General features: G+C 68.2%; 9 protein-coding genes. 3 read left to right on the forward strand and 6 right to left on the reverse strand.

Translation table 11 applies throughout. The annotated features are described in order from the left end of the window. The first annotated feature begins 92 nt into the window (after window positions 1–92). Window positions 93–785 (forward strand): GntR family transcriptional regulator, encoded by a 693-nt coding sequence (locus ACVGV2_RS09760; RefSeq protein ID WP_459165733.1) that lies wholly within the window; start codon window positions 93–95, stop codon window positions 783–785. Between the two features lie 95 nt (window positions 786–880). Here ACVGV2_RS09760 and ACVGV2_RS09765 read toward each other — a convergent pair whose 3' ends face one another. Next, complete coding sequence (locus tag ACVGV2_RS09765) at window positions 881–2,044, reverse strand: NAD(P)/FAD-dependent oxidoreductase (RefSeq protein WP_459165734.1); 1,164 nt, start codon at window positions 2,042–2,044, stop codon at window positions 881–883. After that, window positions 2,044–2,382, reverse strand: coding sequence for a bifunctional 3-phenylpropionate/cinnamic acid dioxygenase ferredoxin subunit (locus ACVGV2_RS09770; protein WP_459165735.1), 339 nt, complete (start codon window positions 2,380–2,382; stop codon window positions 2,044–2,046). The genes ACVGV2_RS09765 and ACVGV2_RS09770 overlap by 1 nt, the downstream gene beginning before the upstream one ends. 360 nt (window positions 2,383–2,742) lie before the next feature. Between ACVGV2_RS09770 and ACVGV2_RS09775 the strand changes: the two genes are divergently transcribed. Beyond that, window positions 2,743–4,182, forward strand: a complete 1,440-nt coding sequence (locus ACVGV2_RS09775) for an MFS transporter (protein WP_459165736.1) — start codon at window positions 2,743–2,745, stop codon at window positions 4,180–4,182. A gap of 204 nt (window positions 4,183–4,386) precedes the next feature. Here ACVGV2_RS09775 and ACVGV2_RS09780 read toward each other — a convergent pair whose 3' ends face one another. From ACVGV2_RS09780 to ACVGV2_RS09795, 4 genes are all read right to left on the reverse strand, one after another. After that, the gene (locus ACVGV2_RS09780; protein WP_459165737.1) at window positions 4,387–5,532 is read right to left on the reverse strand and encodes an aromatic ring-hydroxylating oxygenase subunit alpha; all 1,146 of its coding nucleotides are present in this window, start codon (window positions 5,530–5,532) and stop codon (window positions 4,387–4,389) included. A gap of 222 nt (window positions 5,533–5,754) precedes the next feature. Next, entirely contained in the window at window positions 5,755–6,603 is an 849-nt protein-coding gene (gene purU / locus ACVGV2_RS09785; RefSeq protein ID WP_459165738.1) for a formyltetrahydrofolate deformylase, read from the reverse strand. Window positions 6,604–6,613: 10 nt separating this feature from the next. Then, on the reverse strand, window positions 6,614–7,987 hold the full coding sequence (locus ACVGV2_RS09790; RefSeq protein WP_459165739.1) for an L-serine ammonia-lyase: 1,374 nt from the start codon (window positions 7,985–7,987) through the stop codon (window positions 6,614–6,616). A gap of 63 nt (window positions 7,988–8,050) precedes the next feature. Beyond that, a complete protein-coding gene (locus ACVGV2_RS09795; RefSeq protein WP_459165740.1) occupies window positions 8,051–10,516 on the reverse strand; it encodes a GcvT family protein in 2,466 nt (821 codons plus the stop codon). A gap of 447 nt (window positions 10,517–10,963) precedes the next feature. On the opposite strand from ACVGV2_RS09795, the gene ACVGV2_RS09800 reads away from it, so the two are divergent. Next, window positions 10,964–12,196 carry a sarcosine oxidase subunit beta family protein gene (locus ACVGV2_RS09800; protein WP_459165941.1) on the forward strand — a complete coding sequence of 411 codons (1,233 nt, stop codon included), beginning with the start codon at window positions 10,964–10,966 and terminating at the stop codon, window positions 12,194–12,196. Window positions 12,197–12,202: the final 6 nt, after the last annotated feature.

The raw sequence follows: 12,202 nt of genomic DNA on the forward strand, positions 1-12,202 counted from the left end.
TGCAGAACCGGGGTCCGCGCCCGTGCCGGCCCGCTGTGACGCGACCCACGTACACCCGCCACCGTTCGCGCGTCAACAGATACACTCCTAGTATGTCACGTGATGGCGACGTCGCGGCCGGGGTGGATGCTGCACCGGCCGGCGAACCGGTTTACGGCTCGTTGGCGGACAAGGCCTACGAGGAAATCCGCGATCGTCTGATTATGCTCGACATTCCTCCCATGGCGGCGATCGATGACGTGGAACTCGCCCGCTCGCTCGATATCGGTCGAACCCCGGTGCGCGAAGCGCTCAAACGCCTCGAGAGCGACCGCCTCGTGGTGTCCTACCCGCGCCGGGGCACGTTCGCCACGGCAGTGGACATCACCGACCTCGCCTACATCTCCGAGTTGCGGGTTCAATTGGAGCCGCTGGCAGCGCGCCGGGCTGCCGAGACGGCCGGTGCAGCGACGCTCGCGGAGTTCGCCGAACTCGCCGACACGCTGGACACGGTCGACGTGCACTCGCTCAGCCGCGATGAACTGATGCGCTGGGACCTGCACGTGCACCGCGCCATCTACCGCGCGGCCGGCAATCCGCACCTCGAAGACACCCTGGTGCGCTACGACAACCTGGCCACCCGGATATTCTGCCTGTTCCTGGACCGCATGGTGCGTTTCGACCTCCACGTGGGAGAGCACTCCGGACTGCTCCGGGCGATCGGCGCGCGCGATCCCGAGCAGGCCGAGGAGTTGGCCCGCGAGCACGTGCTCGGCTTCGAGGAGGCGATCCGCGCAGTGGTCTGAGCGTTGGTTCCCCGGGGCGAGCCCGCTGAGCTCCGCGGCACCAACAGCAGCAGCGCAAGCGCCGGCGTCCAGCACCTCGGTGCGGGACGGCCCGGTCAGATGCGCTGGGCGAGCTGTCGGCGCCATCGTCCGAATGAGCGGGGGCGGTCGATCGCGAGGACGCCGACCGGTTCACCCGCGTGGTCGAGGTAGAGCGCGAGGAACTCGCCGGAGTCGGGGTCGCCCTCGTCGATGCGCACCGAGCAGTCCTCGCTGCGATGCCCCGCGAACTGGATCTTGTGCCCGTACTGGTCCGACCAGAAGTAGGGAACGGCGTGGTGCGCGGGTGCTGTGTGTTCGGTGCCGAGCAGTGCTGCCACGGCCGCTGCCGGCTGCTGCAGGGCATTGGTCCAGTGCTCCAGTCGCACGGGGTGTGCGGTGTAAGTCCGGTGCGCGTTGGCGCAGTCACCGACGGCAGCGACGGCCGGGACGTTGGTCAGGCCCCGCGCATCGGTGCGAACGCCGTTGTCCAGCGCGACACCCGATCCCTCGAGCCATTCGACGTTCGGCTGCGCACCGATGCCGACCACCACCGCGTCGGCCGGCAGTTCACGTCCGTGGCTGAGCCGGACAGCGGTGACGCGGGGATCGCCGACCAGCTCGGCGATGTCGGTCTGCGCGTGCAGCCGTACGCCGTTCTGGGCGTGCAGCCGGCCGCACACGGTGCCCATCTCGGTGCCCAGTGCCCGCTGCAAGGGCACTGCCGCCCTTTCGACGATGTCCACTTCGCAGCCGAGACCGACTGCGGTGGAGGCGATCTCGGCTCCGATGAACCCGGCGCCGATGATCACCAACCGTGCCCCGGGGGCGAGTTCCCCGCGCAGTGCTTGCGCGTCATCGAGCGTGCGCAGCGTGTGCACTCCCGCCGGCGCCGAACTCGGAAGCGTCCGCGCCCGTGCGCCGGTGGCGATGACGACGCCGTCGGTGGCGATGCGGTTGCCGTCGTCCAGCAGCACGGCCTGCTCCTCGGTGTCGAGGGCACGGGCCGTGCGGCCCAGCATCCACTCGACCTCGAGCTCCGCGTCGTCCTCGTCGGTGAGGCGGATGTCGTCTTCGGATGCGGTGCCGGCCAGGAACTCCTTCGACAGCGGCGGGCGATCGTAGGCGGTGTGCTTCTCGTCGCCGATGGCGGTGACACGTCCCTCGAAGCCGTGCGCTCGCAGGGCGCGCACGGTCGCCAGGCCGGCCAGCGATGACCCGATGACGGTGATGTCTTGCATCAACCCACCTCTTTCGCAACTGTTTCCGCGCCGACCGGGGCCGACTCGTGGACGTAGATCAGTCCGTCAGCGAGGTCCACGTGGTGGGTGCGGACGGGTTTCTTCGCGGGCGGTCCGCTGGGTCGGCCTGTCCGCAGGTCGAAGCAGGCGGCGTGCAGGGGACATTCGACCGCGCATCCCTCCAACCATCCGTCGGACAGCGACGCGTCCTGGTGCGTGCAGGTGTCGTCGATCGCGAAGAGCTCGCCGTCCACGTTGAACACCGCGATCGCCACCTCGCCTTGCACGCGCACCGACTCCCCGGGCGGGAGGTCAGCCAGCTCGCCCACGAAGATCATCTCGCCTCCTGTTGCATATTGCGGATTAGGTAGTGCAATGCGCAACTCACATAATGCGGCCCCGACCCCCGGTCGTCAACGATGGAATTTGGTGGCCAGCCAGGAGAATCGTGTTCGGCCCGCACCCGGGCCGGATGCGTGCAGCCGCTCGTGGCGGGGCGTGCTCGAGCGCGTACGTGGTATCGAACCGTCGACGCGAAGGGGCGGGGAGGGACGTGCTGAGCAGCACGTTGACCTCGCAGGACCGGTAACTTATCTTGCACAGATATATCAATCGTCGATCCCTGTCACAAGGGCGCTGAGTCTGCTGGGATCGCGACACCGCGTTGGGATGCGCTGCAGGCAGCATCGGGAGACCGCATGAGCGATCAGTCGGGAGGGCCGTGGGGGGGCATCACCCCGCCCGTCGTGCAGGAGGAGCGCACTGTTCGCCGAGCCGTGGCCGCAGCGTCGGTGGGCAACATCGCCGAGTGGTACGACTTCGGGTTGTACTCCTACCTGGCGGTGGTGGTGCTGAACCGGGTCTTCTTCCCCGACGTCGGCCAGTGGACGACGGTCTACGCCCTCGGGGCGTTCGCCGCTGCCTTCCTGATGCGTCCGCTCGGCGGGGTCGTGTTCGGTTGGCTCGGCGACCGCATCGGCCGCACCAAAGTCCTGTCCGTCACCGTGCTGCTGATGGCGGGCGCGACAGTACTGCTCGGACTGGTCCCCAGCTACGGCGCGTTCGGCATCGCAGCTCCGCTGCTGGTGTTGTTCGCGCGGATGGTGCAGGGCTTCTCGGCCGGCGGGGAGTACACCGGGGCGCTGACCCTGGTTGCCGAGTACTCACCGGACCGGCGGCGCGGATTCTTCGGCAGCTGGCTGGAATTCTGCACGCTGACCGGATACGCGCTCGGCGCCGGTGTCTGCGGAACGGTGATCGCGCTGCTGCCGGAGGACGAGCTGCTCTCGTGGGGCTGGCGGCTGCCGTTCATGCTCGCGCTGCCGCTGGGCATCACGGGTCTCTACCTGCGGATGCGCCTGGAGGACACACCCGCGTTCCGGCAGCTCATGGAGCGCTCACCCGCGCTGGCCACGATGTCCGTCAAACGCGCGGTGCAGATCATCGCCGTGCGCTACCGGTCCGCGGCGCTGGTGGCAGCCGGCGTGATCGTGGCGTGGAACGTGACCAACTACGTGCTGACCAACTACATACCCGCCTACCTCACCGGGACGCTCCCCCGCCACGGGCAGAGCGGAACGAGCGAAGCCACAGCGACCGCCCTGCAAGTGGCCGTCATGGTCGTGATGCTGTGCGCGATCGTGTCCGTGGGGCGGCTCAGCGATCGGATCGGGCGCAAACCGATCCTCATGACGGCCAGCCTGTCGCTGATCGTGCTCGGACTGCCGGCCGTGTGGCTGCTCAGGGAGGGACTGCTGGGTCAAATCGCGGGACTGCTCATCATCGGGATGTCCCTGATGTGCTTCGCGGCCGTTTCGCCCTCGCTGCTGCCGGCCCTGTTTCCCACGATGCTCCGCTACACCAGCCTGGCCGTGATCTTCAACGTCGCCGTGTCCGTGTTCGCCGGCACGGCCCCGACGATCATCGAAACCGCGACGACCGCAACCGGAAACCTCGACTGGCCGGGGTACTACCTCATCGCTGCCGGAATCATCGGTGTCATCAGCACCCACTTCCTGCGGGAACACGCCGGTCGGCCGCTGGCCGGGGCTGCTCCGCTGGCCTCCAGTGCGGAACTTCCGTCCCCGCCGCTGTCGGCGGAGGGAATTCCCATGGAACACCCCCGTTCGAACTCCTGACGCGCTCTTCGCCAGTGCGGAGTCAGACCACCAGTGCGGAGTTCAGGCCGAGACGACGACAGTCCGCAGCGTTGACTCCGGGCCCGCGCGGTCCGCGCCGGTGCGGACGCTGAAAGCCCGTCGTGGAGCAGCGACCACCGGCTCAGCCGTGCGGAAAACCCCGTGCGGACGTCACCGTCCGCACGGGGCGAGCAGAACCGCGGATCAGGCGATGCGCTGGCGCACCCAGTCGTGGAAATCGCCGATGTGGTGCTCGCTGGGCACGAGGACACCGCCGTTCTTGTAGGCGCGGGAGTCCATGGCGAGCTGGCACCGCTCGCAGGCGTCGAAGTCCTGCTGGTTGACCCGGTGGAACAGTTCCACCGAGTTCGCGATGTCCGAACCCGAGTCGACCACCTCCGGCAGGTAGAGCCAGTCGCACCGGACGATCGTCCGGTGCGCCGAGAGCGGGAACATGCGGTGGAAGACCACGTGATCGGGAACGAGGTTGATGAAGACCTGGGGGCGGACGGTGATCGCGTAGTACCGGCGGTCCTGCTCCTCGTCCACCCCGGGGATGCGGTCGAAACCGGCCGAGCCGTCGACGGTGAAGCCCTGGACGTCCTCGCCGAACTCCGCGCCGTGCCCCACGAAGTACTGCGCGGCCAGGCCGTCGGCGAACTCCGGCAGGACCTCGGTCAGCTCGGGGTGGATCGTCGCGCAGTGGTAGCACTCCATGAAGTTCTCGACGATCTGCTTCCAGTTCGCCTGGACGTCGTATTCGATCCGCCGGCCGAGTTTGAGCTCGGCGATCTGGTAACCGACGATCGCATCCGGTGTGCCCAAGCGGTTGGCGACGTCTTCGACGACGGTGTCCTCGAACGACGGTGGCTGTTCGGCCAGGCACAGCCACACGTAGCCGAGCCACTCGCGCACGTGCACCCGGTGCAACCCGAACTCGCCGCGGTCGATGTCCGACATCGTGGTGAGGTTCGGAGCGGAGACCAGCTTTCCGTCCAAGGAATAGGTCCAGGCGTGGTAGGGGCACTGGAAGGAGCGCCGCACTTCGCCCTGCTCCTGCGTGCACAGCCGAGCTCCGCGGTGGCGGCACACGTTGAGGTAGGCGTTGACGGCGCCGTTGCGGTCGCGCACGACGACGACGCTCTCGCGTCCGATTTGCACGGTCTCGTACTGGCCGGGGCGGGCGAGGTCCGCGCTGAGCACAGCGCAGAACCAACTGGCCTCGAAGATCGACTCCTGTTCCGCCCGGAAGATCGCGGGATCGGTGTAGTAGTGGCCTGCCAGCGTTTCCCGGAGGCTCTCCGGCAGGTCTTGGCCCTCGGCGGAGGTGGGCAGTTCACTGGTCGTCATAGCAGTGCTCCTCGCTCGGGAAGACGGGGACGTGTTGCTGCGGCGCCGGCCCGGGCGGCGATGCACGCGCCGGGCCGCGTTCCGCAGCAGCGGGGGTGGAAAGGGGAGGGGAGTTGTGCGACACGCTACCCAACGGCAGCGCCGCGGAACAGCAGCGTGCCGCCGAGGTCGTTGCCGAAAACGGGGCGAGTGCCGGATCTTGCCGACGAGGCCGGCTGTGCGCTATTGGAAAACGACGGTGCCGTGCCCGTTGAGCAACAGCCGGCGTTGGCAGTGCCAGCGCACCGCGCGTGAGAGCGCGAGCGCTTCGGCATCCCGCCCGACGGTCTGCAGGGCCTGCGGGTCGTGGGTGTGGTCGATGCGGATCACCTCCTGCTCGATGATCGGGCCTTCGTCGAGTTCCGGCGTGACGTAGTGCGCCGTGGCGCCGACGAGTTTGACGCCGCGGTCGTAGGCCTGGTGGTAGGGTTTCGCGCCTTTGAAGCCCGGCAGGAACGAGTGGTGGATGTTGATCGCGTTGCCGTGCAGGGCCTTGCAGGTCTGCTCGGACAGGACTTGCATGTAGCGTGCGAGGACGACGAGATCGGCGTCGTACTCGTCGACGACCTGCAACAGCCGGGTCTCGGCTGCTGCCTTGTCCGCCGACGTGACGGGGATGTGGATGAAGGGCAGGCCGGCGGCCTCGGCCATGGGCCGGAGGTCCTCGTGGTTGGAGACCACGGCGACGATGTCGGCGCTGAGGTTGCCGGCGCGCCAGCGGTAGATCAGGTCGTTGAGGCAGTGCCCGAGCTTGGAGACCATCACCAGGATCCGCGCGTTCCGGTCGGCGCAGAAGTCGAAGCTCATCTCGAAGTCCGCGGCGATGGGTTCGAATCCGCTCGACATCTCCGCCAGGTCGACGTCGTCTGCGGCTGTGACGTGCGTGCGCAGGAACAGGCGCTGGCGCACCGGATCGTCGAACTGCTGGTATTCGCCGATGTCGCAGCCGTGCTCGTACAGGTAGGAGCTGACGGCGTGGACGATGCCGGTGCGATTCGGGCAGCTCAGGGTGAGGATGAACGAGCGTGTCACGGATTTCTCCTCAGCATTCCACGATGTTGAGAGCCAGTCCGCCGCGGGCGGTCTCCTTGTACTTGTCCTTCATGTCCGCTCCCGTCTCACGCATGGTCTTGATCGCTTTGTCGAGGGAGACGTGGTGACTGCCGTCGCCGTGCACGGCCATGCGGGCGGCGGTGATCGCTTTGACCGCCGCGACGGCGTTGCGTTCGATGCAGGGGATCTGCACGAGGCCGCCGACGGGGTCGCAGGTCAGACCGAGATTGTGTTCGACGCCGATTTCGGCCGCGTTCTCGGCTTGTTCGGGAGTGCCGCCGATGATCTCGGCGAGTCCCGCCGCGGCCATCGAGCAGGCCGAGCCGACCTCGCCCTGGCAGCCGACCTCGGCTCCCGAGATCGAGGCGTTCTCCTTGAACAGGATGCCGATCGCCGCCGCGGTGAGCAGGAACCGCACGGCCGCGTCCGGGCCGAAGCCGGGCAGGAACTGCTCGCCGTAGTGCAAAACGGCGGGCACGATTCCTGCAGCACCGTTGGTCGGTGCGGTCACCACTCGTCCGCCCGCGGCGTTCTCCTCGTTCACGGCGAGGGCGTAGAGGGTGACCCACTCCATGGCGGGCAGGGCGTCGGTGGTGTCGGCGCTCGACTCCAAGTGCTCGCGCAGTTCACCCGCCCGGCGACGCACCTTGAGCCCGCCGGGCAGGGTTCCGCTGGTGTGCGTGCCGCGGTGGACGCATTCCTGCATCACCGCCCAGATGTTCAGCAGTTCGGCCCGGACGTCGTCTTCACGGCGCCAGGTGAGTTCGTTGGCCAGCATGATGTCGCTGATGCGCATCCCGGTTGCGCGGGTGTGCGCGAGCAGCTCTGCGCCGGTGCGGAACGGGTAGGGCACCGGGGTGTCGTCCTCGACCAGCGCGGACTGGCCCGTCTCGTCCTCGTCGAGGACGAAACCGCCGCCCACGGAGTAGTATTCGCGACGGTCGAGCCGGGCGCCGCCGTCGTCGTGGGCCTCGAAGACCATGCCGTTGCTGTGGAAGGCGAGTTGCTTCGTGCGGTGCAGGACGACGTCGTCGTCGACGGAGAACGCGATCTCGTGTTCGCCGCAGAGGCTGATGCGCCCTCGTTCGCGCGTTGCCCGCACCTCGGGTTCGGCAGCGACCGGATCCACGAGGTGGGGCTGTTCACCGCGGAGGCCGAGAACCACGGCTTGGACACTGCCGTGGCCGTGCCCGGTCGCTCCGAGCGAGCCGAACAGCTCGCAGCGCACGGTTGCGACGCGGGGCAGAACCCCCGACGCGCGCAACCGAGCGGCGAAGAGATAGGCCGCGCGCATCGGACCGACCGTGTGCGAACTGGAGGGGCCGATGCCCACCTTGAACAGGTCGAAGACGGAGAGGGTCATGGGTGCTCCCAACTCGCTCGCATACGTGGGCAGGACTCGTGGCCGGCGCGGGCGTCGTACCGGTCAACGGCGGATGCGGTTCATGTCCGGGTCGACCAGTGGTTCGGCGGTGACGGTGGCGCGCACGAGGCGGTCGAAGTACTGGATGTCGACTTCCGTGCCGACGGTGGCCGCGGCGGGCAGCCACGCGTAGGCGATGGGCGTGCCGAGCGTGTGGGAGAAGGCCGCAGAGGTGACGTAGCCGGCGGGGGCGCCGTCGACGAACACCGGCTCCGAGCCGAGCACCACGCTGTGGCCGTCGTTGATCGTCAGGCAGGACAGGCGGCGGGAGATCGCGTCCTTGTCGAGGTGGGCGATGGCGTCGCGACCGACGAAGGAGTCCTTCTGCTGCCGCACGGCGAACCCGAGGCCTGCTTCGTAGGGGTTGTGCTCGGTGGTCATGTCCGCCCCCCACGCGCGGTAGCCCTTCTCCAGGCGCAGGCTGTTGAACGCGGCCCGGCCGGCGGCCACGACGCCGAGAGGTTGACCGGCGTCGAAGAGCACGTCCCAGAGTCGCTGGCCGTACTCGGCGCTGGTGTAGATCTCCCAACCCAGCTCGCCGACGTAGGACACCCGCATCGCCGTGACCGGAATTCCCGCGATGTGCGCTGGTTTGCAGCGGAAGAACTTCAGGCCCTCGTGGGAGAGGTCGTCGCGGCTCAGCGGCTGCACCAGCTCGCGCGCCAGCGGTCCCCACACGCCGATGCAGCAGGTGCCGCCGGTGATGTCGCGTACCTGCACGCTGTTGTCGGCCGGGAGCTGGCGGTGGAAGTAGTCGTGGTCGAGGTTGCCGTTGGCTCCGATTTGGAACGACTGCTGACCGAGGCGGGCGACGGTGAGGTCGCTGCGGACGCCGCCGGCTTCGTCGAGCATCAAGGTGTAGGTGACCGCACCGACGGACTTGTCCATTTTGCCGGTGGTGAGTCGGTCCAGGAACTCCAGAGCGCCGGGGCCGCTGACCTCCAGGCGCTTGAGGGAGGTCATGTCGTACAGGGCGACGGCGTTGCGGGTCTTGTACGCTTCCACTGCCGCGATGGGGGAGTGGAACATGGCGGACCAGGCGTCCCGCGACGGTGGTTGCCAGTCGGTGGGCAGTTCGTCGACCAGCGGGGCGTTCGCTTCGTACCAGTGCGGCCGCTCCCAGCCGTGCGCCTCCAGGAAGAAGGCGCCGAGCTGCTTCTGCCGCGCGTGGAACGGACTGACCCGCAGCTCGCGCGGGGAGAGCTTGGGCTGCAGCGGGTGCTTGATGTCGTAGACCTCGACGAAGTTCTGCTGGGCGGTTTCTTCGACGTGCTGCTGGGTGGTTTCGATCTCGTCGAAGCGGTGCACGTCGCAGCCGTGCAGGTCGACTTGGCTGCGGCCGTGCACCAGCAGCTCCGCGACAGCCCTGGCCACGCCGGAGGAGTGGGTGACCCACACGGCCTCGGCGATCCAGAAGCCGGCCACGTCGGGGGATTCGCCGATCAGCGGGCCTCCGTCGGGGGTGAACGACATGGCGCCGTTGAACCCGGTTGCGATCTGCGCCGAGTTCAGCGCGGGCAGCAGCTGCCGGCTGTTCTCCCAGGACGGGGCGAAGTCCTCCGCGGTGAACGGCAGCTTCGAGGGCATGGACGTTTCGGCAGCGGTGTCTTGCTGCGGCAGCTCGTCGGGGCGCACCGGCATGGGGCGGTGGGCGTAGGTGCCGATCCCGAGGCGGTCGTTGTGCTCGCGGTAGTAGAGGTCCTGGTCCTGGTGGCGCAGGATCGGCATCTGCGCCTCGATGTGCTCGTCGTTGCGGCCGACGAGTTCGGGGAGCTGGTTCGTCTGCACGTACTGGTGGGCCAGCGGCAGCAGCGGCACGTTCATGCCGACCATGTCGCCGACGGCCCGGCCCCAGAAACCCGCGCAGGAGATGACGACGTCGGCGGCGACCTCGCCGTGGTCGGTGTGCACGCCGGTGACCCGCCCGCCGTGCTGCGCGATGTCGAGGACCCGCGTCGACCCGTGGAACCGGGCGCCGCGTGCCTCGGCGCGGCGGGCGAGCGCGACGACCGCTCGAGCGGACTTGGCCAGTCCGTCGGCGGGCGTGTAGAAGCCCCCGAGGACCTTCTCCGGGTCGAGCAGGGGGTGCAGTTTCGCGCACTCCTCGGGTCCGATGATCTCGCCGAGAACTCCCCAGGAGGTGGCCCAGCCCTGCTTGCGGTGCAGGTCGCTGAGTCGTTCGGGCGTGGTGGCGATCTCGAGCCCACCGACCTCGTTGAAGCACCATCCACCGTCGACGTCGAGGCTCTTGAGCTTGGTGGCGGTGTACTGGGCGAACTCGGTCATCGTCTTCGATCCGCTGGTCTGGTAGACCAAACCGGGCGCGTGCGAGGTCGATCCGCCGGTGAGCGGCAGCGGCCCCTGGTCGAGGACGGTGACCTGGTTCCATCCGCGTTCGGTCAGCTCATCGGCCAGGTTCGCACCGACGATCCCGGCTCCGATGATGACGACACGAGGGCTCGTGCTCATGCTGGTCTCCTAACGAGCGGCCTGCGAGGACTGCTGCGAGGACTGCTGCGAGGGCGGCGTTTTCGGGCTGCGTTGCCGCGGTGGCGGGGTGTTCGGGCTGACGAGCGGACGGGCTCGGTGGCGGGTTCCGGGTCCGAGTGCATCCCTGAGATCTACATCTGATATATCAACTGGTCAGCAAGATAAGCCGTGGGTGTGGCGTGGTCAACACCCCGGTGCAACCGAGGTAGGTTGCGGGCGCTGCTGCTGTCCGCGCAGCGGCTCCGGGTCCGAGGGTCCTGTGCGCGCGGGAGCCGGCCGTTGCCGCAGGAGCGCACGGCGAGGCGGCACAGCCGATGTCGCGACTCCCTTGACCTCACGACGCGCGCTGCTAAGCTAAAAGCCATCTGATATGTCAGTTAGATGACAACTGCGTGCCAGTCTTCACCCGAATCTGACAGGAGGGCTCTGATGCCGCGCACCCCCGGCGCCGACCTGCCGGAGCACCCCGATTGGCTCTGGCACTCCGCAGACCCGAAGCCCTCCTACGACGTGGTGATCGTCGGTGGCGGCGGGCACGGCCTGGCCACGGCCTACTACCTCGCGGTCAACCACGGCATCACCAACATGGCCGTGCTGGAACGCGGCTGGCTCGCCGGCGGGAACATGGCCCGCAACACCACGATCATCCGGTCCAACTACCTCTGGGACGAAAGCGCGGGACTGTACGAGCACGCGCTGAAGCTGTGGGAAGGCCTCGAAGAGGAGCTGGAGTACCCGCTGCTGTTCTCCCAGCGCGGAGTGCTGAACCTGGCGCACTCGCTGCAGGAGGTGCGCGATGCCGTGCGCCGCGCGGGTGCGAACAGGCTCAACGGCATCGACGCCGAATGGCTCGATCCCGCCCAGGTCGCCGAGATCTGCCCGATCCTGAACACTTCGCCGGACCTGCGCTACCCCGTGCTGGGGGCCACGTGGCAGCCGCGGGCCGGTATCGCCAAGCACGACCACGTCGCGTGGGGCTTCGCCCGCGCGCTGGACCGCATGGGCGTGGACCTGATCCAGGGATGCGACGTCACCGGCTTCGAACGCGTCGGCGACCGGATCGTCGGAGTGCAGACCACGCGCGGGCCGATCCGTGCCGGCAAGGTCGCGCTGGCCGCCGCGGGCAACACGTCGGTACTGACCGACACGCTCGGGCTGCGCCTGCCGATCCAGAGCCACCCGCTGCAGGCACTGGTCTCGGAGCTGCTGGAACCGGTGCACCCGACCGTGGTCATGTCCAATTCGGTCCACGTCTACGTCAACCAGGCCCACAAGGGCGAACTCGTGCTCGGGGCGGGAGTGGACGCCTACAACTCCTACCGCCAACACGGGGCGTTTCACACCATCGAACGGGAGATGACCGCGGCGGTCGAGCTGTTCCCGATGTTCGCCCGCGCGCACGTGCTGCGCACCTGGGCCGGAGTCGTCGACGTCACCCCCGACGCCTCGGCGATCATGGGTCTGACGCCCTTCGACGGCCTCTACATCAACTGCGGGTGGGGAACCGGCGGCTTCAAAGCCACCCCGGGGGTGGGTTGGTGCTTCGCCCACACCATCGCCCACGACGAACCGCATCCGCTCAACGCACCGTTCAACCTGGACAGATTCACCACCGGGGCCCTGGTCGACGAACACGGCGCCGCCGGCGTGGCGCACTGAAGGAGT

This window comes from Bounagaea algeriensis (genome assembly GCF_054491375.1).

Bases quoted from the DNA above. Each gene is read 5' to 3' on its own strand.
- ACVGV2_RS09795 (WP_459165740.1), bottom strand. From the start codon at position 10,516: ATGAGCACGAGCCCTCGTGTCGTCATCATCGGAGCCGGGATCGTCGGT.
- ACVGV2_RS09775 (WP_459165736.1), top strand. From the start codon at position 2,743: ATGAGCGATCAGTCGGGAGGGCCGTGGGGGGGCATCACCCCGCCCGTC.
- ACVGV2_RS09760 (WP_459165733.1), top strand. From the start codon at position 93: ATGTCACGTGATGGCGACGTCGCGGCCGGGGTGGATGCTGCACCGGCC.
- ACVGV2_RS09770 (WP_459165735.1), bottom strand. From the start codon at position 2,382: ATGATCTTCGTGGGCGAGCTGGCTGACCTCCCGCCCGGGGAGTCGGTG.
- ACVGV2_RS09790 (WP_459165739.1), bottom strand. From the start codon at position 7,987: ATGACCCTCTCCGTCTTCGACCTGTTCAAGGTGGGCATCGGCCCCTCC.
- ACVGV2_RS09765 (WP_459165734.1), bottom strand. From the start codon at position 2,044: ATGCAAGACATCACCGTCATCGGGTCATCGCTGGCCGGCCTGGCGACC.
- ACVGV2_RS09780 (WP_459165737.1), bottom strand. From the start codon at position 5,532: ATGACGACCAGTGAACTGCCCACCTCCGCCGAGGGCCAAGACCTGCCG.